The sequence below is a fragment of the Candidatus Palauibacter sp. genome (assembly GCF_965216145.1).
GTDB lineage: Bacteria > Gemmatimonadota > Gemmatimonadetes > Palauibacterales > Palauibacteraceae > Palauibacter.
This window is the reverse complement of sequence record NZ_OZ244149.1, coordinates 1,218,017-1,241,940: the sequence shown is the minus strand read 5'-3', so window position 1 is coordinate 1,241,940 and position 23,924 is coordinate 1,218,017. Positions and strand designations below refer to the sequence as shown.

Below are 23,924 nucleotides of genomic sequence, written 5' to 3'. Positions count from 1 at the left end.
CATGAAGAAGCGCCTCGGTATACTGCTTATCCCTGTTGTTGCCGCCGGACTCGTTGTCGGCTGCGGCGGCGACGACGACCCGGTGGAGCCGACGACGCCCGCGGTGACCCCGCCGCCCAATCTGTCCGGGACGTACGACCTTCAGTCCCTGACCGGGGTGGTCACCGGCAACTTTCCTATTGGGCCGCCCATTGCCGTAGGGACGTTCACGCTGATGCAGAACTCGGCGTCCGGTGACACTGCGACCGGCAGCCTGTCCCTGAGCCTCACGGTGACGGACCCGAGGGATGGCAGCGTCACGGAAATCGCGGACCAGGGGATGTTCACGGTGCGTACGGACGGCTCCTGGGAGCAGACCGGCCAGCAGCAACAGGCTCTGGGCACATACACATTGGCGGGCAACGTCCTCACCGTCATCGTGACGGAACCCGCGGCCGCCGTCTCGACGACAGTTTGGCAGCGGCAATAGCAGCCGGCTTCCGCCGATGCCTCGCGTCCGGCGCGGCGCTCGCCGTCTTCCTGGCGAGCGCCCCGCCGGCAGTGCAGGCTCAGGATGCGGTGCGCGGCCGTGTTCTGGATGCCGAAACGCGCGCCCCCATCGCCGGGGCTACCGTGTTCATTCGCAACACCCCATTGCGCTCCACGAGCCGTTCCGACGGCGGCTTCACGATCGCCTCACCGGCTGACGACGCCTATACGCTGGTTGTGGTCGCTCCGGGCTTCCGCGTCACGGAACACCAACTCCAGGCCGACCATACGGGCGAGCTTAGCATTCTGCTCGAACGACAGTTGTTCACGGTGCCCGCGCTGACCGTCACGGCGAGCCGCTCCCCCGCCCGACCCGGCGAAACTCCTGTCAGCGTTACCGTCCTGAGCGGTGAGGAGCTTCACCATCGCCACCCCGTCACCCTCGACGAGGCGCTCCCCTTCGCGCAGGGCGTGATCTTCAACTCCGGACAGATGGACATCCGCGGCGCCACCGGCATCGCGCGAGGCGTCGGGAGCCGGGTTCTCATGCTGCTCGACGGCCACCGCGTCTTGTCCGGTGTGGGCGCCTCGATCGATTTCAGCGGCCTCCCGGTGCTGGACGTCGAGCAGATCGAGATCGTCAAGGGCCCGCACTCCACGCTGTGGGGCACGAACGCGCTGGGCGGCGTCGTGAACGTGATCACGAGACGTCCGTCCGCCGAGCCCGAGACGATCATCCGCGGCTATTTCGGCCTCTTCGACACCCCGACCCGGCACTCGTTCACGGAGGAGCGCCTGAGCAGGGAAGGGATCGCCCTCCAGCATTCCCGCCGCCTCGGCGACGTGGGCACGACCCTGCACCTCTCGCGCGAAGGCTCCGACGGGTTCCGGCAGAACGGAGCGCTCGAGCGCTGGCGAGTACGGCTCAAGACCGTATTCCCTGCGGAGTCCGCCAATCCCTGGGAAATCTTCGTCAACTGGACGCGCAAGGACGAGGAGGAGTTCTTCACATGGCTGTCCGCGGACCGCCCGCTCGAAGTCGATCCGACCGAGCTCGGAGACTGGATCCGGACGGATGACGTCGTGTTCGGCGTGACGGCGAATCCCATCGTCACGCCGAAGCATCGCCTTCAGTTGCGGCCGCACGTCTATCACGCGCGATCACAGAACTACTTCCACGACAACGAGGATTTCCACCGCTCGACGCGAGTCGGCACAGACATCCAATGGTCCCTGTTCCCCAATCGGTCACATGCCCTGACGATCGGCGGAGAAGGAGCGTTGACCGGTGTGTCCTCGAACTTCCTGGCGCCTCCGCCCGACGTGAGAGACCTCGCGGTGTTCGCGCAGGACGAGATCGCGTTCTCCGACCGGGTGCATGGCTCGGTGGGGCTGAGGCTCGACTACCACAAGGCTTCGGCTGCGATGAGGGATCTGGTGCTCAACCCGAAGCTCGGAGTCGTGTTCGAGGCCAGCGAGCGAGTGAGTCTCAGGACATCCTTCAGCCGAGGCTACCGGTCGCCGAGCGTAGTGGAGCAGTTCACGTCGACGACCCAGTTCGGCTTCCGCGTCATCCCCAACCCCGAGTTGCGGGGAGAGTCCGCATGGGCCCGAGAGGTCGGGGCGACGTTGCACCTCAGCGACCGCGTGTGGGTCGACGCCGGCTTCTTCTGGAGCGAATACACCGATCTCATCGAGCCGACGCCGGCCCCGAACAACATCTTCACCTTCCAGTTCCGCAATGTCGCCGAAGCGATGGTTCGGGGGATCGATGCGGGGCTGCGGCTCGGCGTCATACCGAGCCGCCTCGACTTCAGCACCACCTACACCTTCCTTGACACCGAGGACCACGGGACCGGCCGTGCACTGCCCTACCGCTCTCGCCACAACCTGACGGCGACGATTTCGGGCTGGCGACAACTCGTCGCGATCGATTTCCGCCACCGGAGCCGGGTGCAGGAAGTCCTCGCGTTCCCGCTCGACGACCGGGCTGCCATCACCCTCGTCGACATACGGGTCGGGACCCGGATCCTCGGGACCACCGTGCAGGCCAAGATCGAGAACCTGTTCCAGACGACGTATGTGGACGTGCAGGAACGGAGCCCCGGACCCACCCGGAGCTTCCGTCTCACCGTAACCCCCCGCTTCTAGCAGCCCATGGGAAGAGCCCCTCGGGGTTCCCGCTCACTTTGCGGGGCCCTCCTCGCTTCGTTCGCGCTGGCGGGCTGCGAAACGGTGCCGGCGGGCTCGTTGCCCGGTGACGTCGATCGGCCCCGCCTGCTCGCGACCGACACGGTCGCCGCGGAATGGCTGACCTCCGGCCGCGACTTCGGCGAGACGCGCTATTCCCCGCTCGGGCGCATCCACGTCATGAACGCGGCCGCGGTCGGGCTCGCCTGGGAGTACGAGTGGCGTTCGCACGTCGGCAGTGTGCACTGGGGGCTCGAGGCCACCCCCGTCGTCGTGGACGGCGTGATGTACGCGCCCGGGCCGTGGGGGAGCGTCGCCGCCCTCGACGCGACGACGGGGGAAACGGTCTGGCGATACGACCCCGACGTCGATCCGGGCTACAGCAGGAAGGGTTGCTGCGGCCCCATCAACCGGGGTCTCGAGGTGTGGGAGGGCCGCGTCTACGTCGGCACCTTCGACGGTTATCTGGTGGCGCTCGACGCCGCGACGGGCGAGGAGATCTGGCGCGTCGACACCTTCCTCGACCGCGCGCTCTCCTACACGAGCACCGGGTCCCCGCAGATCGCCGGCGACGTCGTCGTCCTCGGCAACGCCGGCGGGGACTTCGGCGTGAGGGGGTACATTACCGCCTACGACCTCGACACGGGTGAAGAGAGGTGGCGCTTCTTCACCGTGCCCGGGAATCCGGCGGACGGCGTCGAGCACCCCGAACTGGAGGTCGCCGCCGAGACGTGGGACCCGAACTCCGCCTGGGAGGGCGGTCTCGGAGGCACGGTGTGGGGGGAGATGGCCTACGACCCGGTCCTCGACCTTCTCTACGTGGGGACGGGGAACTCGTATCCCTATCCGATATGGCACCGGAGCCCTTCCGGCGGCGACAACCTGTACCTCGTCTCGATCCTCGCAATCGACCCCGGGAGCGGGCGGCTCGTGTGGCACTACCAGACGGTGCCCGCCGAGATCTGGGACTACACGGCGACCCAGAACATCATCCTGAGCACCGTCATGATCGACGGCCAGCCGCGAGAGGTTCTCCTCCAGGCGCCGAAGAACGGCTTCTTCTACGTCCTGGACCGCGCCACGGGAGAATTGCTGCAGGCGGAGAACTTCGTCACGGTGAACTGGACGCTCGGGATCGACATGGAGACCGGCCGGCCCATCCCGGACCCCGCCGCGGACTACCGGGACGAGCCCCGGGTCGTCTTTCCCTCCTCGGCCGGGGGCCACAACTGGCAGCCGATGTCGTTCAACCCGCAGACGGGCATCGCCTACATCCCGGCCCGCGAACAGGCCATGCTGTGGCGTTCGCTGGACGAGTTCGACCACCGTCCCGAGGTGGCGTACGAGGGGTTCGAGGCGAGCTGGCCCCCGTTCCCGGGGGAGTACGCGCACCTCGCCGAGGGTCTCCCCGACATCGGCCCCAACGAGTTCCTCCTCGCGTGGGATCCCGTCGCGGGTCGTGAGCTGTGGCGGGTTCCGCGGGGAAGCATGTGGAACGGTGGCACGCTGGTCACGGCGGGGAACCTCGTCATCCAGGGGACCGCTGTCGGCACGCTCGACTTCCACCAGGCCGACAGCGGGGAACGCCTCCACAGCATCCATCTCGGCACCGGGGTCATGGCGGGGCCGATGACGTACGAGGCGGACGGCGTGCAGTACGTCGCCGTCATGGCCGGCTATGGGGGGCCGCGCGGCGCCGCCTACCCGCTCGGCTCGGCGGCGTACGACTACGAGAGCGTGGGGCGGCTGCTCGTGTTCAAACTCGACGGCGGGGAGGTCCCGCTACCGCCGCCGCAGGCCTCGCCCTCGACGCCCGAGCCGCCGGATCTGGCGCTCGACGCGGCGCTCGTGCGCGCGGGGGCCGAGCTGTTCGGGGTCCACTGCTCCATCTGCCACCGCGCCTCGGACGAGCACCTCTCCGCCTATCCCGATCTGCGCCGGATGGAGGGCGGCGGGTGGGAGAGCTTCGACGCCGTGGTCCTGGGCGGCGCGCTCGCCGCGAACGGCATGGCCGCCTTCGGCGACCTGCTCACGATGGAGGACGTGACCGCCATCCGGCACTACCTGACGAGCGAACAGCGGCGTCTGTGGGAGGCGGAATCGGCCGCCGACGCCGCGCCGGACGCCGGGGCTGTTCCGGACCGCTGACCCTCAGCCGGCCGCCGGCCGCGCGCGCTGCTCGGCCTTCGCGACCTCGAATTCGAGCGTCTCCTTGAGGTCCCGGTTGACGAAGATCGAGATCGTGTGCCCCCCGTACCTCTGGAAGGTCAGGTTGTTGATCCCCACGACGTGATTGAACGTGGCCGCCCGTCCCGGCAGGGCCTGGACCGAGAACCCGCCTTTCACCTTGAACAGCTCCTCGCCATCCGCGTCCATGCAGCGGATTTCCAGCTCGTGCTGCCGGTCGATCTCGGCGGGTTCGACCCGGATCCTGAGCACCAGCTGCATCGACGGGTGGGTCACGGGCACGTTCGCCGCGTAGAGCGTGTCGAACAGCCCCATCAGGTTGAGTTTGCCGTCGTTCGACGTATTGGCGCAGTCGGCCAGCGTGGCCAGAGCGATTTCCATTTCGTTGTGTCTCCCGGAGGGGTGCGTGTCAGGTTGGAGCGGACCCGGATTCTATCATGCGGCGCCGTCGAGGCGAACCCGGAGCCTGCCTCAGCCGAAGATGCCGGCCACGATCTCGACGATGGCCTCGAACACGCTGGCCGCGGCCTCCCCGGCGGCCTCGAGCACGGCCGGGGCGGCTTGGGCCGCGGCCGCCACCGCGTGCCCGGCGACGTGCGCCCCCACGAAGACGAGATCCGGTGCCCAGAAGAGGGTCTGGAGGAGGACCTCCGAGCCTGTCTCCGCGCCGCGCGCGGGGCTTGCGCCCTTACCGCGCCTCGCGACGACCCGGTCCCGTTCCAGCACCCAGATCGCCTCGAGTTCGTGGTGGTCGAACCACACGCCCTTGCACCGCTTGCAGACATCCAGCGTCAGCTCGGACTGTCGGACCTGAAGCATCGTGGTATCGCAGGCGGGACAGTTCAGCCGGGTCTTCGCGCCGCACGCCCCGCACCGGGGCGCGTCGCGGTCCACGAACGCGCGGCACGTGTGACACTGGGCCCGGTGCCGCTCGTCGCGGGCCGGGATCCGCGCCCACAGAGACTCGGGACGCTCCGCGCGGAGCCGCTGCACCTCACCCAGCTCGAACCACATGCCTCCGCAGCGGGCACAGTGGTCGAGTGTGAGCGCGCCCTCGCCGCCTCGGCCCCCCGATCCCAGCGAAGCCTTCTCCATCTTCACCCCGAGACAGACGGGGCACGGCCAGCGCGTCTCGCTCACGATTCCAGCAGTCCTCGGGCCGATTCCTTCTCGGACAGGTGTCGCACGTCGTGGAAGGTGTAGACGAGCAGACCCGAGTCGGTGATCTCGATGTCGGCCATGTCCCGCGCCATCAGTTCGTTCAGCAGCTCCTCCGCCGTCGTCGTCGGCACCGCCAGTTCGCCCGCGACTTCGACCGCGGTGAGCCGCCCGTCGTGCCGCCCGGCCATCCTCAGGATCTCGGCCTCCAGCGTGTCGCGGCGCAGTTGCTCGCGCCGGTGTTCGATCCGGCTCCCGACCCCGCGGTAGCGCGCCAGCAGCCAGACGCCCCCCGCCGCCGGCAGCCCGGCCCCGATCAGGAGCGCCACCATCGTGCGGAGCGCCAACGGGTCGACATCGGCGCGCACGAAGCCGAGCACCATGAACAGCGCCAGCGACAGGAGGGCGAGACCTCCCACGAGCTTGCCCACCGTATCAGCCTCCGAGTGCGCTCACGCGGGATCGCCCTCGTACACGAAGCGCTCGATCGCGCCGTGGATCCGCGACACCGTGGGGTCACTCGGTGCGGGCGTGAGCCGGCTTACGACCCAGGTCACGACGAAGTTCACCGCCAGTCCCCACACGCCGCCGTGCAGTCCGAGGGGATGCGGTATGACGATGAGCGTCACGCAGAGAGTCGCCAGGCCCGCGGAGATGCCCGCGATCACGCCCGCGCTCGTCGTAAGCCGCCGTCCCGGGAAGCAGACCCCGAGTACCGCCGGCATCAGTTGCAGCGCGCCGGCACCCGCGAGTGAGACGAGCGTGACGAGGAAGCCGAACGTGTTCACCGAGAGGACATATCCAACGGCGAGCAGGGCGACGATGATGAGCCGACCCACGAGGATATAGTGGTTCTGAGCAGCGTCCGTGCGGATGTAGCGCTGGTACACGTCGCGCGTGAGCACGGTCATGTTCGCGTGCAGCATGGAGTCGAGCGTGGACATCGCCGCGGCCGTCGCGCCCGCGAGGATCGCGCCGGTGAGCCAGGGCGGCGCATAGGCGACCAGCATCTCGGGGAAGATCCGATCGGGAATCGCGATGTCCGGCATCACCAGCGCGCCGCCCAGACCCACCAGCGCAGCGGGGATGTACAAGGTCATCAGGTAGATGGGCGTGGTGGCGCCGAGCCACTTGATCGTGCGCGCCGAGACCGCCGTGTAGTAGCGGATGAACAGGTGCGGCTGGAAGACGATCCCGAACGAGAGGACAACGACCAGGCCGAACCACATCCCCGGCGTGAAGAACCCCTCGGGCCCCGGAAGTGTGAGGAGATCGGGGCGCTCCGCCGCCACGCGCTTCCATAGCTGGATCGGCCCGCCGAACAGCTTGAACGCGAGCACCAGCGCGCCGGCCCACACAGCGACGTACATCCACACGCCCTGGATCACGTCGGTCCAGTACACAGCCCGCAGACCGCCCGCGATGAGGTAGCCCGCGGCGACCACGAGAAGGATCAGCGTGCCGAGTTCGAACGAGATCCGGTCGCCGGACGCGACCGAAAGGATGTAGCCGAGTCCCGCCGCCTGGACCTGGATGTAGAGGATCGTGAACAGCACCGACACGATGGCCGCCACGACCCGAACCGCATCGGACTCGTAGAAGTCCGCCAGCAGATCGGCCGGCGTGATATAGCCGAACGTCTTGCCGAGCGCCCAGATCCGGCTTCCGAGCACGTAGGTGATCGCGCCGACGAGCACCGTCCACGCGCCCGCGGCCCAGAATCCGATGCCGTGCGTGTAGAAGAACCCGCCGGCTCCGAGGAAGGCGAACGCCGAGTGGTAGGTGGCGACGACCGTGAGATAAAGGACGACGAACCCGGCCTTGCGCCCATACAGGAGGAAATCCTCGAGGTCCACCGACATGCGCCGGTTCGCGACCGCCCCCAGCACGATCGTCGCCAGGAGATAGACGAAGATGAGTCCGGTCGCGATGACCCAGGGTTCCATCAGAGTTCTCGCCTCTTCATCCAGACGAGGACCCCGATGAGGAGGCAGTAGAAGACGAGAAGATAGACGTAGAGAAATGGCAGCCCGCCCAGCAACGGCTCGACGCGGTTACCGATCCAGAACACGAGTGGCGGCTGAGTGAACGCGAACAGGCCCAGGAAGAGGGCGAGCAGCAGCCGGCCCGGACGCGTACGCGGCAGGTAGTGTGAACGGAAGCGTTGCATAGCCGCCAACCTAGCCGTTACGCCGCGCAGGTGGCCAGTCGGGCCCACGGCTCAGCGGCCAGCGCCGTCCTCTCCCACGATCGTCACGTCGAAGCGGTCGAGCACGAGGTCGATCGGGTTGCCGATCGTCAGCCGCCCGTCGCCGGCGAAGAGCAGCGCGACCGGCTTGCGGTCGTCGGGCCCGGCGGTGCCGTCGCGGTCGAGATCGCGCGCCACGATCAGCGAGCCCGAGTCGCCCCCCGCGCTGAAATTGCAGCACACCATGATCTGGCCGGTGAAGCGGCCCACCTGCGATCCGGCCGACCCGTACGTCACGTTGACCGACGCGTTGACCGCCTCCACCTCCCCGACCGTGAGGCGCGTCGTGCGCCCGTACTTCTGGACCTGCAGCCCCGGCTTCGCCGCCATCGTCGCGCTGCGCGGCGACCCATAGCCCCCCACCGGCGTCTCCGGCAGCACCTCGTCCGTGCGGGCGATCGCGGCGTCGATCCGGTTGGTGGCGAAGAGCGACAGGACCACCGGCTCGAACGCCGCCAGCGTGCCGATCGCGTCGGCCGGATCCGCGCCGCCGTCGACCGGGCCCGGTTGCAGCAGGATATCGCCCACCCGCGCGTCCCCGCCGGGAACGAACACGTGCCAGTTGCTGAGTGCGTAGCGGCGCTCGCCATCGGTCACGACGGCGCCGATCGTGCCCGCCGTGGAGCGGGTGTGGCCCGTGGACACCCCCATCGGAACCGGCCGCTCGAAGCGGCCCGTCGGCACCGGGTCTTCGTCCTCGCCCCTCTCCGACGCGATCGGTTCAGGCGGCAGGACCCGGAACGGCCCGGCCGGCTGCACGGAGACCGGGAAGTTCCCAAGGGCCTGCGGAAACGCGGCCCGGGGCAGCGACGAATCGACGAAGACCTTGATCGTCGGGGCACCCGCGTCGCCGAAGCCGATGCCCACGCCGACTACTCCCGGGAGGGCGAACAGGCTCGGCTCGAAGTCGGTCTGAACCCGCATGGCCGCGGCCAGAAGCTGCTCGGGTGTCGCGCCCCCGGGGGTAAGCGGCGGACGCGGGCCGGGCCGCGGCGGCGGCCCGGGCGCCCAGGTCGAGATCCAGTGGAGATGGAGTGCGAGGACCGCGGCCACCGCGATCACGATCGCGAGGATCAGGTTTCGGCGCGGCGTCATCGTTCGTACCCCCGGCGGCTATTGGCTGCCGGCCGCCGGGCCGTCGGCCTGCGCCCGGAACGGACCGCCGCCGACCACCCGTACCTCGTGCCCGTCGTACCGGCGGGGGATCGACCTGCGGTCGCTCCGTCCCGACACGTACACCTTGAGGCAGGGCTCACCGTTATCGGCCCCGATGCCGACGGCGACAACGTCGCGACGGCGGAGCAAATCGTTCGCGAGCCGCTCCTGCGCCTGCTCGATCGACCGCTTCATGCATCTCCTTCCGGTTGCCGTTCGGCTTCGCGGCTTCAGCCGAAGCCGGCCCTCGCCGTAACCCCCCTACGAGGGGTCCTACCGTCAGGTGTCGCCCGGGATCCCTACATCGGCCGGTGCCGGTAGACGACCCCGCCGCGCATGACCAGCACCACATGTTCGAGGGCTCCGATGTCGGCCAGCGGATTCCCCGCCACCGCGATCACGTCGGCCTCGAAGCCCGCCGCGAGCGTGCCCACGCTTTCCCCCAGCTCGATCGCCTCGGCCGCGAGGCTCGTGGCCGACACGATCGCCGCCATCGGATCCTGACCGCCCTCGCGGACGCGATACGCCAACTCCGCCCAGTTGCGCCCGTGGGCGCCGGCCACGGCGTCGGTGCCGAACACGATCTCGAGTCCCTCCACCTGAAGCGCCTCGCGGAAGACGTCCAGCGCGGTCGGCACCGCCTCGCGCATCTGCCGGAACCCCTCCTCCGTGTAGTTCCCGATCCCCAGATAACGTTCCTGGTTGGCGAAGTAGTTCTCGAAGATCAGGTGAATGTGCGGATCGAAGAAGAGACGCCGTTCCGAGAGGAGGTCGAGTGTCTCGCGGTCCAGGAGCGCGCCGTGCTCGATCTGCCAGCAGCCGGCCCGGGCGGAGCGCTGCGCGCTCTCGGGCCCGTGGGCGTGGACGACCGCGCGCAGGCCGTGCTCGCGGGCCTGGCCACAGGCGGCGTCCAGTTGTTCCTGGCTCAGCGTCGGCGCGCCGCCGACCCTGATGCTGGCGGACCCGAAGATCTTGATGACGTCCGCGCCCGCCTGCGCCAGCGCGTCCACGCGCGCCCGGATCTCGTCCGGTCCGCCCGTCCCGGCCGTGATGGGCTCGATCGACGTCAGGACGCGCGGGCCCGGCAGCGACCCCCGCGCGATCGCGTCCCGGAGCGGCACGTCCTCGGGTCCGCCCACGCTCTGCACCGTGGTGACGCCGCTGACCAGCATGTTCCAGGCGTTCTCGGCCGCGTAGAGGATCTCGTCCTCGGCCGTGTCCGTCGATTCGGCGCCGTGCAGCCGCCCCGTCTCGGCGTCGAAGTGCCAGCCGAGGTGGACGTGCGTGTCGATGAGTCCCGGCAGCAGCGTCGCACCCGGCAGGTCGTACACCACCGCGCCCCGCGTGGACCCCGCTTCCGCGATCGCCTCGATCCGCCCGCCGCGCACCACCACCTCCCGACCCGTGAGCGCCTCTCCGCGCCCGTCGAGGATGCGGTCCGCCCGGATGACGATCGCCCCGTCGATGGCCTCTCCGGGACCCGACCCCGACGCGTCCTCGCCGGTGTCCGGCGCGCACGCGGCCACCGCGCAGACGATGGCGGCGCAGACGACCGCGACCCGCCGCGTCCTCCGCCTCATCAGGGGGTATGGATTCATGGCAACCTCCGGTTCCCGGGTTCGGGTCGACCGTGAAGCGACCCAACGCGACAGACTAGTTGCTCGTGCGCGGCTCAGGTAGGATCACGCGAGGTGGGGACACGGACGAAGGCCGAACGCCACGCACCCCTCCGACCCGAGACATTCATGAGGAAGCCATGCTGAACCCCGCCCCTCCGGCCCGCCGCCCGCGACTCGCGCTACGGCTTGTGCCGACGATCGTCCCGGCGCTCATGCTGCAGTTCGCCGCGGGCGGGCTCGCCGCGCAATCGGCCGCGGTCGAAGAGAGCCGTGCCCGCGCCGACGTCTCGGCCGTCCTCGATGCGCTCCACGAGGCGGCCTCCGAGACGGATTTCGACGGTTACTTCAGCCTCTACGCCCGCGAGGCCGTCTTCCTCGGAACCGACGCCACCGAGCGCTGGACGCGCGAGGCGTTCATGGATTACACGAGGGCCCGCTTCGACACCGGCACCGGCTGGACGTACCACATGCTCGAGCGTCACGTCTCCATCGCCCCCGACGCCCGCACCGCCTGGTTCGACGAGCGTCTCGAGAACGCCAACCTGGGGGAGACACGGGGCAGCGGCGTGCTCGTGCTGGAAGACGGGCGCTGGAAGATCGCCCAGTACAACCTCACGATTCCCATCCCGAACGAAATGGCCCGCGAGGTCGCTCGACGAATCCGCGCCCTCAAGGGCGGCTGAGCGTCAGCGGCGGGCCACGAGCGCGCCGGTCCCGTCGATCGTCACCTCCAGCGGGGTCGGGCCGTCCAGCGGGGTGACCGTCTCCGAGCCATCGGGCCAGCGGACGCGGACCGCAGTGGGTTCGGCCGCGAGCCCCATCACTTGAACCGGATCATCCTGCGACCAGTAGCCACCCCCGGCGCGGACCTCTCGTAGCGGACCGGGCGTCCCGCCGCCGTACTCCAGCCGGATCGAAGCGCCGATGGCGGCCGGGTTGCCGGGGCCGCCGCGCAGCCGGACGCGCAGCCCGGGCCGGGCGCCCGCGTTCCGGTACAGCTTCGTCCCGGCGGCGTTCTGGCTCACGAGCACGTCCACGCGCCCGTCCGCGTCGTAGTCCGCGAACGCCGCCCCCCGCTGCTCCCCGTACACCGCAATGCCCGAACGCTGTCTCGGGACCGGCGCCAGCGCCCCCGTCCCATCGCCCCGCAGCCACAGGCCGCGCCCCGCGTCGTTGCGGTCCCCCTCGCTCCGGAACGCGAACAGGTTCTGGCTCAGGAAGACATCCTCGTGCCCGTCCCCGTCCATGTCCGCCACGCCGGCGTGGAAGGCCGGCGCCAACTGCGCCTCCCGCGGCAGGTCGAAGGCCTCGAAGGACCCTCCCCGGTTGATGAAGACCGTGTGGGCGAGCGTTGTCGCCTCGGCCGTCGGGAGGAGATCGACCGGCTGCCCCAGGATCTCTCCGACCGCCAGCCGCCCGTAGTGCTCGTGCCCCTGGATCTGGCCCCTGAGGAAGGGCAGACCGCCGGCGAGCGTGAGGAGTCCCCGGATCGGGACCATCGAGCGCGTGAACTCGTCGTAGCGCGCCTCGATCACGTCCCGGAACCCATCGTTGTCGAGGTCGGCGTGATAGGCGGTGGCCGGATGCTCCGGACTCGCCGTGTACTCCGAGTTGAGCCCCCGGTTGGTGGCGATCAGGTCCGGCAGTCCGTCCTCGTTGAGGTCTCCCGCCGTCACGCCGTTCCACCAGCCCGTGAGGGACTCGAGGCCGAAGCTTGCCGTCGCGTCCTGGAATCGCCCGTCCTCGTTGAGGAAGAGACGCAGGGGCCCCCACTCGAGGGCCAGTATCAGATCGGGGTCGCCGTCCCCGTCCACATCGCTGAATACGGCGCCCGACACCAGCCCCACGTCGGTCAGCGGGCCGGCGTTCGCCTCGTCGAGGACGTAGCGGCCGCCTTCGTCGAGGAAGAGTCGGGAGGTCGCCGGGACGGGATACTGACCGGGGACCACGCGGCCGCCGACGAAGAGGTCGACGTCGCCGTCCCCGTCGTAATCCGCCGCGGCGAGCGGGCCCGTACTCGACGCGTGCGCCGGCAGGGTCTGGGACTCGCCCATCCCCGAGGCGGTGGCGCGGAGGACGGAGGCCGCGGAGGCCGCCCGGTCGGACCCGTCGTACGTCGCGGTCCCGACGACCACGGCGGCGCCGGCCCGGGCGGGCACGACGACGAGGCCCGTCTGGTCGCCCGGGGCTCGCGCCGGCCCGGCCGCGCCGCCGCCCAGCGCCCCCCGGTCCGGGGAGAACCCCCCGGCGCCATCGTTCCGGAACACCGCGAGGCCGGACCCGCCGCCTCCGCCCACCAGGGCGTCCGCGTCGCCGTCACCGTCGACATCGCCCCACGCGACGCCGGGTCCGCTCTGGCTGAGCCGCCAGGTGATGAGCGGTTGCTGCGCGAAGTCGTCGAACTCGTTCTCCCGGTGCCGGTGCCCGAGCAGCCCGGAGACATCTTCGAACAGGGGGTTGTAGGACGCCGCCTCCGAATCCGACGCTCCGACCGCCGCCGAACCGGCCCCGGCTGCCGCGGCCCCGCCGACCGCGGGTTCGTCAATCTCGTACACCCGGTTCGCGCGCACCCCGTCCACCCGGCTCGTGGCCCCGCTCCGCCAGACGACCTCGACCGACATCTCCCCCTCGCCCGCCGCGAAGCTGGCCAGCGCCTCGGAACCGGAGAGGTACGCGCCTCCAGCGACGATCTCCTTCGTCTGCGGCGGCAACTCGCCCCCCGACACCCGGATGCGGGCTCCGATCCCCGAAGTGTTGGGCGCACGCCCCCGCAGTCGCACGGCCACCCGGGGCGCCCGTCCCACATTCCGGAACACCCCGGCGGGCGCCAGCAACCGGTTGGTGACGATGTCCAGATCCCCATCCTCGTCCAGATCCGCCGCCGCCATCCCGTGCGAGATGTCCTCGTCCCCCGCGAACCCCCACGCCTCCCCCACCTCCTCGAAGGTCGCGTCGCCCCGGTTGCGGAAGGCGACGTTCGAGAGCCGCAGCGGCGGGAAGACGAGGAGCCGCTGGCGCCAGTCCACGGAGCCCATGCGCTGGGCCGCGTCCTTGTCCATCGCGTCGTAGAAGTGGCCCGTCCCGATGAGGAGGTCCTCGTAGCCATCGAGATCGACGTCGACGAAGGTGCTGCCCCACGACCACCCCGACGCGTCGACCCCGGCGTACTGCGCCGCCTCCGCCCACGTCCCGTCCCCCCGATTCAGATAGAAGGTGTTGCGGGGTTTCTGCGGCCGGTTCTCGATCCGCCCCGCGAACTGCGGGTCCGGCACGCCCCCGCTGGCCTGCTTCATCCGCAGCCGCTGCTCGCGGCTCAGCATCTCGACCACGAAGAAGTCCATGCGCTCGTCGCGGTCGACATCCGAGAAGTCCACCCCCATGGAGGCGAAGCTCGTGCTCCGCATGGCGAGCGGCGGGAGCATGCGGAAGCGGCCGCTCCCGTCGTTGATCCAGATGTGGTCCGGGCTGTGGAAGTCGTTGCACACGTACAGGTCGGGGTCCCCGTCCCCATCCATGTCCTGGAAACGCGCCGCCAGCCCCCACTCGAGCGGTGCCTCGGTCAGCGGCTGCCCCGCCTCGTCGAGGAACGCGCCGTCCGTGAACGACACCGGTGAAAAGCGCCCCGTCCCGTCGTTCACGTACAGCCGGTCGTGCTCCGCCAGTTCGAGCCGCGGCACCATGCCGCCCTGGACCTCCCCGAGCGTGTAGTGCTCCTGCCACTCCGGCAGAACCTCGAATCCGTCCTCCGTCCGGCGGTAGATGTTCCGCGGCTGCAGGACCTCGGGCGGGAAGAGATCCTGCACCGTGGCGACCTTGTTGTTCACCACGTACAGGTCGAGGTCCCCATCCCCCTCGATGTCGGCCAGCGTCATCGACATGCTGCCGAGCGCCGAAGAGAGCCCGGCCGCCTCCGCCCCGTCCGTGAAGTGCCCCGTCCCGTCGTTCACGAAGAGCGAGTTCGGCCCGCCGAGCGCGTTGACGAGGAGGTCGAGGTCCCCGTCGCCGTCCACATCCGCGAACACGGCACCCGTCGAGAAGCGTCCCGCCGCGGCGACGCCCGCCTCCTCGGCGATCTCCTCGAACTTCCAGCCCCCCAGATTGCGCCAGAGTTCGTTGGCTCCGTCCATCCCCGCGAAGTAGATGTCGACCCTGCCGTCGCCATCCACATCGCCCACGGCCACGCCCGAGCCGTTCAGGTAGTGGCTGTTCTCGATGAACTGCTCCTGCGTGACGACGTTCTCGAACGAAATCCCGGTCTCCGAAGGATCCAGCCGCTCGAAGCCCGGCTCGTCCTCGCCCGAAACTCGAAGCTCGGCCCAGCGGTAGCCGTCCTCCTCGACCCAGTCGAGCGCCCCTGGCCCGCACCCCGCCCACACCGCCGCCCCGCCGAGCAGCGCGGCGTAGACCCCAAGCCCGGGGCGACGGGCGTCGATGTGTGGCGGATGACGGTCGACCATTCGCCTTGAGAGAGTGACCTGGATGCGTTTCACCCCGTCCATAACGGGTGAGGGGACTGTATCATATCATCCGGTTACGTCGCGGGAACGCACCGCGCCGTCCACCCCGAGCCAGCAACCGCAGGAGGAAGTCAGATGAGGCGGGAATCCCTCGCAGCTCTCGTCGTCGCCGCGGCCCTCGCGCCCGCGACTCTGCTCGCGCAGATCCCCATCAACGACGCTCTCGTGTCCCATGAGCTGACGCTCGCCCCCGGGACGGATCCGATCGCGGTCCGGGACGAGATCCTCGACCACTTCCAGCGCTCCAGCCGCAAGATCTCCGAACTCGCGCGCGTCATGCCCACGGAGAAGTTCTCGTGGGCGCCCGCCGAGGGCGTGATGGAGGTGGGTGAGGTCTACATGCACATCGCGCGCTACAACTTCATGTACCTCGACCAGAACCTGGGCATCGCGCCTCCCAACGGGTTCGACTATGCGGACATCGAGTCGATCCGGGACAAGGACAAGGTGCGCGAGATCCACGAGATGTCCGTCCGCCACGTGATGGAGCAGGTCGGCGCGCTCAGCGAGGCCAGCCTCGCCGGCGAGACGGAACTCTACGGCCGCCGCGTCCAGGGCTGGACGGTGCTCCTGCAGCTGGTCTCGCACATGAACGAACACGTCGGCCAGTCCGTCGCCTACGCCCGCATGAACGGCGTCGTCCCCCCCTGGTCCAACTGACACGAGTAGCCACGAGCGGATGCCTCTGCACCCGGTACCTGCGCGGCCCAAGGTCTATCACATCGTTCATGTCGACCGTCTTATCTTGATCGTAGGTGACGGAGGACTCTCCTGTGACACGGAGATGATGAAGCGACCGAAGGTTGGCACGTCGATCGGGATGGCAGAGATCAAGGCGAGACGTGCGCGCACCTCTCTGACGTACACCTGGAAGCAGACTTGTATCGCGCGATCGCCTGGGCGGAAGGGGCCAACCGACGATGGGCGTTTACCGCGTCCAACGCAGGTTCTTCCTACTTCGAGGATTGGTCCGACTTGGAAGAACTTCACCGAATCGACTGGCCGGCTGTGCAGGCCCGTGATTGGCGGGACAGGAAGGAAGGGAAACAGGCCGAGTTTCTCATGGAGTCGTCGTTTCCATGGTTTCTCATCACCCGCATAGGCGTTCATTCAACGGCGATCCAGCGGCAAGCGAACGAGGCGCTGAGGGGGGCTGAGCACGTGCCTCGTGTGGAAGTGAAGTCGGATTGGTACTATTGAAGCAACGAGCGGAGGCACATGTGATCCGGTTCAAGACGGGCGACATGTTCGCGGAAGAAGCCGAGGCTCTGGTCAACACCGTCAACTGCGTCGGTGTGATGGGGCGTGGCATCGCACTCCAGTTCAAGCGCGCCTTCCCCTCGAACTTCAAGGCTTATGCCGCTGAGTGTAAGCGGGGGGAGATGAAGCCGGGGCGCGTCTTCGTCTTCGAGACCGGTTCGGGGGTGCCGCCACGATACATCATCAACTTCCCCAGCAAGCGTCACTGGCGTGGGAAGAGCCGCATCGAAGACATCGACTCCGGGTTGCGATCTCTCGTCCGGGAAATACGCGAACGAGACATCCGCTCCGTCGCAATCCCGCCGCTGGGGAGTGGCTTGGGTGGGCTCGACTGGACGCTGGTACGGTCTCGCATTCTCGAGGCGTTCAAGGATCATGGCGACATCGAGGTAACCATCTTCGAGCCGGGAGGCGGCCCAGAGGACGCGACAGCCAACCGCTCAAGCGATGTTCCTCGCATGACACCGGGACGCGCCGCCCTCGTCGGACTGCTCGACCGATACCTGCGAGGTCTGCTGGATCCGTTCGTCACGCTCCAGGAGGCGCACAAGCTGATGTACTTCATGCAGGCTGCAGGAGAGCCACTGAAGCTCAGGTTCACTAAAGGGCACTATGGGCCTTACGCAGAGAATCTCCGCCACGTGCTCCATGCCATAGAGGGACACATGGTGTCGGGCTACGCGGACGGAGGTGACCGGCCCGACAAGCGGCTGAGACTGGTTCCAGGCGCGATTGATGACGCGCAGGCCCTTGTGACGACCACGACGGATACGCAAGCCCGGTTCAACCGCGTCGCAGACCTTGTAGCCGGGTTCGAGTCACCGTTCGGTCTGGAGTTGCTGTCCACGGTTCACTGGGTCGTCACGCAGGAAGACGCCGGCAGCGTCGATGACGTGGTCGACCAAGCATACGCCTGGAACGAGCGAAAGCGGGATTTTTCGGAGCGGCAGATTGAACTTGCCTGCCGTCTACTCAGCAAGAAGGGCTGGCTAAGAGATCGCTTCGTTCCTTGCGTCGAGACAATACCGGTCACCGAGAACGAATAGGTCCCGGAGGCGGAGGAGTTTGCAAGTGTGACCGGAAAGCCACCGGTCCTGAAGGAATCATGAGGCAATTCCGTTATCGATTCACCGTAGGGAGAGCATCGACCAACATTTCTTCTCAGCCATCGTGACCTGAATGCAGCGGTCGAGCGTCTTGCGACCGGAGGCGTCTGGGGCGTGGGAATGTGCCGCGCGCTTTGCAGTCTCGATCGTCCTGTTGGTGGCGATCGCCGACTGCGGCTTCACGACGGATCCGGCCGAAATGCCCCTTACAGGGACGTGGCTCGGCAACGTGACGGTTATCGACGGGGGCCTGGCCTGGCAGCTCTGGCTGCAGGAAGACGGGGAAGGCAACGTCTCGGGCACGGTCAGCCGAACCGATTTCCGCCGCATCCCCCACCCGATTGAAACGATATCCCCGGGAACCGTGAGCGGCGTGCATGCCTTCTCGGAAGTATCCTTGACGCTCGACTACGAAACCTCCTCGGAGGACTATCAGGGTCGCTTCAGATCCGAACATCACATCAGCGGTTTCATACGACGCGGCACGATCGTGCAGAACATCGGCACGCTGGAATTCAGGCGCATCGCACGAGGTTCCGACGTCGACCCCGACGGCGCCACAATACCGCCCAACCATCGGCCCTGAGGCGAGCGTTTACAACCCCCGCACGAGTCGGCTGTCGGCGCGAACTTGCAATCAGCCGCAGCTCAACCTTGAACGCCGGTTCCTGCTGGAGAATTGCCTCCTTGGCACGGCAATCGGTTGCGTCGGCTGGTCAAGACGCCGAAGCTCCACCTGGGCGATCAAGGCGTGGCGGCGGTCCTCCTCGGCGTCGGCCCGCAAGAGGTGTCCGCCGACCGATCCCTGCTTGGGCAGCTACTCGAAACCGTCGCCGGGTCTCACGGCGATGTCGGATCGGAAGTGGAGACGAGATGAGAAAGCCGAGAGCGACCCCGAAGACGCGATCGGCAGGTGCGGTCATTGTACTCGCGGTGGCGCTCGCCGGCTGCGGGGACGGAACTTCCGGGCCTGCCCCGCCGGACATCACCGGCCACTGGGTCGGGCAGGTCGTCGATGAGGCTTCGGTGGTCGGCTTCGACTTCCGACTGTCCGCGAACGACCGCGGCGCGATCACGGGTACGGTCACCCTGCAGGAGGAAGGGGACATGATCTCCGGCACGGTTATCGGACTGCACGAGCACCCGAACGTGTCGCTGATCCTCGAGTGGAGGGCTGCGGGTCGGATTACCAACATCGGCTACTCGGGTAACCTGTTCGGGGCAGACCAGATTCGTGGGATGATTCGGTTCGGGGTCGACGCCACGCTCCAGTTGGACCTGGACCGCGTGGGCGGGTAGGCGCCGCGCGCCGAGGAGGCCGGGGATGGCAGACGCACGGCGGAAGCCGGACATCATGGAGCTGGTCGCTCGCGCCCCGTGGCGCGAGGCCGTGACCTACCGCGAAACCTGGCCCCACGAGTACGTCGTCAGCCAGAAAGACGGGCAGCAGGAACTCCTGGCCGCCTTCTGCGAGCGGATCGGGCGCGGCGAGGGCGTCACCTGCCGTTTCTTCCACCAGACCCGAGAGTACCTGTTTCTCGGCGAGCACAAGTACTGGACGATGACGGAATGCCCGGACATCGATCTTGAAGGCGGCGACTACGTCCTCAACCGCGCGCTCTTCTACCGCGACCGGCGCGACTTCGAGATCCGGCGGGGCGACACCGGCAAGCCGCGCGAATGACTACCAGAGCCGGTCGACGCCGTAACGGTCGAACACCGCGTCGGCTGACACGAGCGAGAGCCCACCCCCGAGAGCCTGCGCGACAAGCATTCGGTCGAACGGGTCCCGATGCGGTCCGGGGAGGCGGCCGGCGCGTACGGCATCGGTGACGCTGATCGAGAGCTCCCGAAAGCCCTGACCGGCGATGTGGCCGACGACATCGAGAGCCACGGCTGCGCCGTCCGGAAGTCTCCCGATCCGGTACTTGGTGGCGATTTCCCAAGCGGACGCCGCGCTGACCACCACCTCGTTCGTCTCGTCGGCGATCACGCGTCGTGCACGTCGGGAAAGACGCCCACTGTCCGCGATCCACCACAGGAACGCGTGGGTATCCAGCAGAACCGGCACCTCTATTTGCCCTCCCAGGCCACCAGTTCCTCCTCCGGCAGGGGATCGAAGAAGTCGTCGGGGATCACGATCTTCCCCTTGAGGACATCTGGCTGCCGCCGGCCGCGCGGCTTGCAGGCAACGAGCTGCGCCACCGGTTCGCCCCGGCGCGCGATCACGACATCCTCCCCCGCCTCGACCTGCGCAAGCAGTCGGGAGAGTTGGGTCTTGGCTTCGTGTACGTTCACGATCACGGTCATCTTTCCCCCGGAACCTGACGATCTAGCTAGAAATCTAGCTAGATCGCGCGAGAGATCAAGGCGCCGGGCGTTTCCGGGTGAGACGGCGAGCGCCCGATCCGCGTCGGGTCGCGGATGGTTCCATCCTGCGGGCAGACCTTGCAGCTTCCCACGCCCAACAGGTGTCAAGGCCTGGAGTCGAAGATCCACCCGCTCAAACTGGAGTATCTCATGTCCGCTCAAGGAACTCTCATGGCGTTCGACCATATCGTGGCCGGTTGCCGCGCCATGCTGGAAGTCGTCCCCGAAGACAGCCTGGGCTGGCGTCCGCACGAGAAGTCGTGGACGCTCGGGGAGCTGGCGACGCACATCGCGATGATCCCGAACTGGACCATGCCGACCCTGACGATGTCCGAATTCGACATCGATCCCGAGGGCGGTGGCCCCCCGCAGAACCCGGTGCTCGGGTCCGCCGCCGAGTTGGTTGCGGCCCTCGACCAGAGTGCCGCCACGGCTCGGGCGTCGATCGAGTCGACCTCCGATGAGACGTTCGCGAGTACGTGGACCATGCTTGTCGGCGGCGAGCCGCGCTTCACGATGCCGAAGGCCGTGGTGCTGAGGAGCTTCATCCTCGACCACCTGATCCACCACCGGGCGCAGCTGGGGGTCTACCTGCGGCTGCTCGACGTGCCGGTCCCCCAGGTGTTCGGGCCGACCGCCGACTTCCCGGATATGTGAGGAGATGCGAGGGGCGCGGCGGCAAGGCGGCGCGTCCCGCCTCGCCGCCACAGCGCCGGCAGGATCAACTCAACAGTTTGAGCCACTGCAGCAGGGCGCTCGCCTTGGCGGCCTGGCGGGCGATGGAGCCGCGATTCGCATCGCTCAACTCGGTGGGGCCCGACTCGGAGATGGCACCCTCCTCCGCCGCCGCCCGGTAGGCGACCTCCGCCCTCCTCTCCGCATCGACGAAGACCGCGGCCGCCTCGTACACCCTCGCGACGGCGCGCGTCCTCAACTCTCTCGCCTCCTCGAGTCGCGCCTCGGCCTTCTTCAACGCTCCGGAACTCTGAGCGAGCGCCCGGTAGGCCGCGTCGTACGCCTCCTCCTTCGCATGCGCCAACCTGTAGGAGTCGAGGGTCCTCTTCGCCGGCTCCTTCATGTTTCACTCCCCTGTTTCCCGACACCGCGCACGTGGATTCGCGACCGATCGTACGCGCGACCTCGGGTCTCGTCCACTCCTTACGGGAAGCGGCTTCGGTCGATGCCGGGGACGATCCGGAGCGCGTTCTCGAAGTAGACCTTGCGCAGGACCTCGTCCGGGAGGTCGAGGCCGTACATGCGCCAGAACGCGTGGTACTTCCGGTAGTAGGGGAAGTACTCGTCCGAGGTCTCCAGCACGCGAAAGTAGGTGGGATACTCGTCCGGAGCCCAGGAATCCTTCCCCATCAGGATCCGATCCTGGTAGTTGATGAAGAACTCGCGCGCGAAACGCGGCTGCCGCCCCGGCTCGTAGATCACCGCCCCCAGCCCCACGTTCATGTTGGGGATCTCGTCCAGCGTGTGCCCGAGGCGGCCGAGGTCGTGGCCGAGCCACGCCAAGTGCGCCGCGATGAACGTCGTCTCCGGGTGCCGGCGGAACATGTTGAGCTGCTCGCCCAGCACCTGCTCGAAGGACGGCGGGCCGGTCTGGCGGCGCCGCGGCCGCAGGCGAAGCTCGAGCCAGCGCTCGTTGTTCTCGTCCATCGGTTCCCAGAACTCCGCCGGGTCCGCCGAGTGGATGAGAACGGGGATGCCGAGTTCGCCCGCCCTGGCCCAGATCGGATCGAGACGGGGGTCGTCGACCGGGACCCGCTCTCCGGCGGCATCCGTGATCTGCAGCCCGAGGCTCTTGAAGATCTTGAGCCCGCGGGCGCCGGCCTCGACATCGGCCTCCAGCCGGGCCGCGGCGAGCGCCCCGAACTCGGGGTCATCGACGTCGCCGAAATCGACGTTCGCGAACACGACAAAACGACCGGGATACGCCGCTTCGAAGGCTTCCACCTGCCGCGCGAGCCGGGGTCCGCTGCCTCCGCTGAGGTTTACGCCGACCGCGAGGTTGAGCGCGTCCATGTCCCGGACGAGCTGGTCGAGCCGCGCCCGGGGCATCGTCGCGTTGAGGTGCAGGTGAACGTCCACGAACGGGAAACCGGCGCGCGTGACCGGGTTCTCGGGGACGACGAGAGTCGAGTGCGGGTCGTACGCCTCGATCGTCATCGGCGGAGAGTTGTCCGGCGGCACGGGCGGCGGACGCCGCCGCTCCTGCGCCGCGAGGGATCCAGCGGCTCCCAGCATGATCACGACCGCCGCTCCCGCTCGCCCGAACCTCATCCCGTCGTCTCCCTCGCCAAGTCGCGCCCCCGTCGACCCGGAAGCTGGTCTACGCCCCGAAATGCGCGGCGATCCGGTCCGCCAGCGCCGTGATCATCTTCTCGCCCATCTCGGCGGTCGCACCCCGCGCGTCGCCCAGGATGCCGTTCGGAGTCACGCTCCTGAACCCCTCGCTGAGCACGCGCCGGATGAGTTCCGGTTCCTCCTCGGGCGTCGTCAACTGCCCGCACTCCACCCGGTCCTCCCGGACGAGTCCGTCGTGCATGGCCATCATGATGGAGGTTTCCGCGATGTCGGCGTGGCCGCCCACGCGGGCGCCGAACCCCGCCTCCGCCTCGGCGATCTCCCGCCAGGTCCCGATGACCTCGATCAGATCCGCGTATACGTCCACGGAACAGTCGGGCCCCGCCGCTTCGTTGAACGCGTCCCGCGCCTCGGCGAGCGGGGCGAAGTTGCCGCCGTGGGAGGGGACGAGACAGACCCGCCGGAACCCGTGGCGCGCGAGGCTCACGCAGTAGTCGTGGCACACGGCGAGGAAGGTCTTTTTGCTCAGGGAGACGGTGCCCGCGAAGTCCATGTGGTGGTCGGACCAGCCGACCCGGATCGTGGGAGCGACGAGCGCGTCGCCGAGCCGCCGGGCGATCTCGACCGCAAGCCGGTCCCCGTGCTCGGCATCCATGAACAGCGGCAGGTGCGGCCCGTGCTGCTCCACCGCCCCCGCCGCGACGACGACGGTCGTGACCCCGGCCTCGATCGCCGCCTCGATCTCGGGCGAGGTCATCCGCTCCATCCGTATTTCCGCAGACATGGGAGGCACTCCGGCTCGCTGGGGCTGGAAGGCGGGAGGGCTCAGCTCCCGCAGCCTGTCGCAAGCCGAAGATCCGCGGATTCCGGCGAGGGCGCTACCCTGGCGGTGAGGCTCGCCCGGCGCACGATCCCGCCGCTACTTCGACCTCGGGATCTCGAGCTCGGGGATCCCACCTCGCGTCATCCCTCCTCCAGGATCCTGCGCAAGCGCTCGATCTCCTCGGGCGCAAGTTTCCGGTCTTCGATCAGTTGCGTAATCATGGGAACCAGCGAACCCCCCGTGATCCGGTCGGCCAGCGCCTCGAGCCGCCCGGACGCGTATTCCTCCCGGCTGATCCGAGTGGAGAAGAGCTGAGTCCCGAGACTGCCGTCCCGGTGGACGAATCCCTTGTCCTCCAGCCGCTGGAGGAGGCGCTGGACGGTTCCGTGCGCCGACCTCGTGGTGTCGGGGTAGAGCTGTTCGCGAAGCCGGCGCGCGGTGAGGCGCCCCTCCTTCCAGAGTCGCTCCATGACCGCGAGTTCGGCGTTGGCCAGGCGCGGTATCGTCATGCGA

The 23,924-nt window shown here is 68.4% G+C and carries 27 protein-coding genes and 1 pseudogene; 13 read left to right on the top strand and 15 right to left on the bottom strand.

Going from position 1 to position 23,924, the window contains the following annotated elements; genetic code table 11:
- Position 1: 1 nt before the first annotated feature.
- From ACOOHF_RS05470 to ACOOHF_RS05460, 3 genes are all read left to right on the top strand, one after another.
- On the top strand, positions 2-469 hold the full coding sequence (locus ACOOHF_RS05470; protein WP_420463705.1) for a hypothetical protein: 468 nt from the start codon (positions 2-4) through the stop codon (positions 467-469).
- Entirely contained in the window at positions 454-2,619 is a 2,166-nt protein-coding gene (locus ACOOHF_RS05465; protein WP_420463704.1) for a TonB-dependent receptor, read from the top strand. The genes ACOOHF_RS05470 and ACOOHF_RS05465 overlap by 16 nt, the downstream gene beginning before the upstream one ends.
- 99 nt (positions 2,620-2,718) lie before the next feature.
- Positions 2,719-4,806, top strand: coding sequence for a PQQ-dependent dehydrogenase, methanol/ethanol family (locus tag ACOOHF_RS05460; RefSeq protein WP_420463703.1), 2,088 nt, complete (start codon positions 2,719-2,721; stop codon positions 4,804-4,806).
- A gap of 3 nt (positions 4,807-4,809) precedes the next feature.
- Here ACOOHF_RS05460 and ACOOHF_RS05455 read toward each other — a convergent pair whose 3' ends face one another.
- The 8 genes from ACOOHF_RS05455 to ACOOHF_RS05420 form a co-directional block, all read right to left on the bottom strand.
- Positions 4,810-5,226: a DUF6941 family protein gene (locus tag ACOOHF_RS05455; RefSeq protein ID WP_419934010.1), complete on the bottom strand. Its 417-nt coding sequence runs from the start codon at positions 5,224-5,226 to the stop codon at positions 4,810-4,812.
- Positions 5,227-5,316: 90 nt separating this feature from the next.
- Positions 5,317-5,985 (bottom strand): zf-TFIIB domain-containing protein, encoded by a 669-nt coding sequence (locus ACOOHF_RS05450; protein ID WP_420463702.1) that lies wholly within the window; start codon positions 5,983-5,985, stop codon positions 5,317-5,319.
- Positions 5,982-6,434, bottom strand: a complete 453-nt coding sequence (locus ACOOHF_RS05445) for a hypothetical protein (protein ID WP_419934008.1) — start codon at positions 6,432-6,434, stop codon at positions 5,982-5,984. Before ACOOHF_RS05445 ends, ACOOHF_RS05450 begins: the two co-directional genes overlap by 4 nt.
- 21 nt (positions 6,435-6,455) lie before the next feature.
- On the bottom strand, positions 6,456-7,949 hold the full coding sequence (locus tag ACOOHF_RS05440) for a sodium:solute symporter family protein (RefSeq protein ID WP_419934007.1): 1,494 nt from the start codon (positions 7,947-7,949) through the stop codon (positions 6,456-6,458).
- Positions 7,949-8,173 (bottom strand): hypothetical protein, encoded by a 225-nt coding sequence (locus ACOOHF_RS05435; protein WP_419934006.1) that lies wholly within the window; start codon positions 8,171-8,173, stop codon positions 7,949-7,951. Before ACOOHF_RS05435 ends, ACOOHF_RS05440 begins: the two co-directional genes overlap by 1 nt.
- A 51-nt stretch (positions 8,174-8,224) precedes the next feature.
- A complete protein-coding gene (locus tag ACOOHF_RS05430) occupies positions 8,225-9,346 on the bottom strand; it encodes a hypothetical protein (RefSeq protein ID WP_419934005.1) in 1,122 nt (373 codons plus the stop codon).
- Between the two features lie 18 nt (positions 9,347-9,364).
- Complete coding sequence (locus ACOOHF_RS05425; RefSeq protein ID WP_419934004.1) at positions 9,365-9,601, bottom strand: hypothetical protein; 237 nt, start codon at positions 9,599-9,601, stop codon at positions 9,365-9,367.
- A 104-nt stretch (positions 9,602-9,705) separates the two neighbouring features.
- On the bottom strand, positions 9,706-11,004 hold the full coding sequence (locus ACOOHF_RS05420) for an amidohydrolase family protein (protein ID WP_420463701.1): 1,299 nt from the start codon (positions 11,002-11,004) through the stop codon (positions 9,706-9,708).
- A gap of 158 nt (positions 11,005-11,162) precedes the next feature.
- Between ACOOHF_RS05420 and ACOOHF_RS05415 the strand changes: the two genes are divergently transcribed.
- Positions 11,163-11,708, top strand: a complete 546-nt coding sequence (locus ACOOHF_RS05415) for a nuclear transport factor 2 family protein (protein WP_420463700.1) — start codon at positions 11,163-11,165, stop codon at positions 11,706-11,708.
- 3 nt (positions 11,709-11,711) lie between these two features.
- Here ACOOHF_RS05415 and ACOOHF_RS05410 read toward each other — a convergent pair whose 3' ends face one another.
- Positions 11,712-15,515, bottom strand: a complete 3,804-nt coding sequence (locus tag ACOOHF_RS05410; RefSeq protein WP_420463699.1) for an FG-GAP-like repeat-containing protein — start codon at positions 15,513-15,515, stop codon at positions 11,712-11,714.
- 102 nt (positions 15,516-15,617) lie between these two features.
- Here ACOOHF_RS05410 and ACOOHF_RS05405 point away from each other — a divergent pair, with 102 nt between their 5' ends.
- The 8 genes and pseudogenes from ACOOHF_RS05405 (at position 15,618) to ACOOHF_RS05370 (ending at position 19,592) form a co-directional block, all read left to right on the top strand.
- On the top strand, positions 15,618-16,202 hold the full coding sequence (locus ACOOHF_RS05405; protein WP_420463698.1) for a DinB family protein: 585 nt from the start codon (positions 15,618-15,620) through the stop codon (positions 16,200-16,202).
- 19 nt (positions 16,203-16,221) lie between these two features.
- A pseudogene (locus ACOOHF_RS05400) lies at positions 16,222-16,338 on the top strand (hypothetical protein); the annotation flags it as partial.
- 83 nt (positions 16,339-16,421) lie between these two features.
- Positions 16,422-16,742 carry a DUF4433 domain-containing protein gene (locus ACOOHF_RS05395; protein ID WP_420463697.1) on the top strand — a complete coding sequence of 107 codons (321 nt, stop codon included), beginning with the start codon at positions 16,422-16,424 and terminating at the stop codon, positions 16,740-16,742.
- Positions 16,743-16,762: 20 nt separating this feature from the next.
- Positions 16,763-17,848 (top strand): type II toxin-antitoxin system antitoxin DNA ADP-ribosyl glycohydrolase DarG, encoded by a 1,086-nt coding sequence (gene darG, locus ACOOHF_RS05390; protein WP_419933998.1) that lies wholly within the window; start codon positions 16,763-16,765, stop codon positions 17,846-17,848.
- 217 nt (positions 17,849-18,065) lie between these two features.
- Positions 18,066-18,494 (top strand): hypothetical protein, encoded by a 429-nt coding sequence (locus tag ACOOHF_RS05385; RefSeq protein ID WP_420463696.1) that lies wholly within the window; start codon positions 18,066-18,068, stop codon positions 18,492-18,494.
- Between the two features lie 93 nt (positions 18,495-18,587).
- The gene (locus tag ACOOHF_RS05380) at positions 18,588-18,785 is read left to right on the top strand and encodes a DUF4143 domain-containing protein (protein WP_419933996.1); all 198 of its coding nucleotides are present in this window, start codon (positions 18,588-18,590) and stop codon (positions 18,783-18,785) included.
- Positions 18,782-19,207 (top strand): hypothetical protein, encoded by a 426-nt coding sequence (locus ACOOHF_RS05375; protein WP_420463695.1) that lies wholly within the window; start codon positions 18,782-18,784, stop codon positions 19,205-19,207. The genes ACOOHF_RS05380 and ACOOHF_RS05375 overlap by 4 nt, the downstream gene beginning before the upstream one ends.
- 25 nt (positions 19,208-19,232) lie before the next feature.
- Positions 19,233-19,592, top strand: a complete 360-nt coding sequence (locus tag ACOOHF_RS05370; RefSeq protein WP_420463694.1) for a hypothetical protein — start codon at positions 19,233-19,235, stop codon at positions 19,590-19,592.
- On the opposite strand, the gene ACOOHF_RS05365 is transcribed toward ACOOHF_RS05370, so the two are convergent.
- Positions 19,593-19,979, bottom strand: coding sequence for a type II toxin-antitoxin system VapC family toxin (locus ACOOHF_RS05365; protein WP_420463693.1), 387 nt, complete (start codon positions 19,977-19,979; stop codon positions 19,593-19,595).
- 2 nt (positions 19,980-19,981) lie between these two features.
- Entirely contained in the window at positions 19,982-20,218 is a 237-nt protein-coding gene (locus ACOOHF_RS05360) for a type II toxin-antitoxin system Phd/YefM family antitoxin (RefSeq protein ID WP_420463692.1), read from the bottom strand.
- A gap of 210 nt (positions 20,219-20,428) precedes the next feature.
- Here ACOOHF_RS05360 and ACOOHF_RS05355 point away from each other — a divergent pair, with 210 nt between their 5' ends.
- Positions 20,429-20,935 carry a DinB family protein gene (locus tag ACOOHF_RS05355; protein ID WP_420463691.1) on the top strand — a complete coding sequence of 169 codons (507 nt, stop codon included), beginning with the start codon at positions 20,429-20,431 and terminating at the stop codon, positions 20,933-20,935.
- A 64-nt stretch (positions 20,936-20,999) separates the two neighbouring features.
- On the opposite strand, the gene ACOOHF_RS05350 is transcribed toward ACOOHF_RS05355, so the two are convergent.
- The 4 genes from ACOOHF_RS05350 to ACOOHF_RS05335 all read right to left on the bottom strand — a co-directional run bounded on the left by ACOOHF_RS05350 (position 21,000) and on the right by ACOOHF_RS05335 (position 23,920).
- Positions 21,000-21,356: a hypothetical protein gene (locus ACOOHF_RS05350; protein WP_420463690.1), complete on the bottom strand. Its 357-nt coding sequence runs from the start codon at positions 21,354-21,356 to the stop codon at positions 21,000-21,002.
- An 80-nt stretch (positions 21,357-21,436) separates the two neighbouring features.
- Complete coding sequence (locus ACOOHF_RS05345; RefSeq protein ID WP_420463689.1) at positions 21,437-22,564, bottom strand: amidohydrolase family protein; 1,128 nt, start codon at positions 22,562-22,564, stop codon at positions 21,437-21,439.
- Between the two features lie 49 nt (positions 22,565-22,613).
- Complete coding sequence (locus tag ACOOHF_RS05340; RefSeq protein ID WP_420463688.1) at positions 22,614-23,372, bottom strand: creatininase family protein; 759 nt, start codon at positions 23,370-23,372, stop codon at positions 22,614-22,616.
- Between the two features lie 179 nt (positions 23,373-23,551).
- Positions 23,552-23,920, bottom strand: coding sequence for a BlaI/MecI/CopY family transcriptional regulator (locus tag ACOOHF_RS05335; RefSeq protein WP_419933987.1), 369 nt, complete (start codon positions 23,918-23,920; stop codon positions 23,552-23,554).
- Positions 23,921-23,924 lie beyond the last annotated feature (4 nt).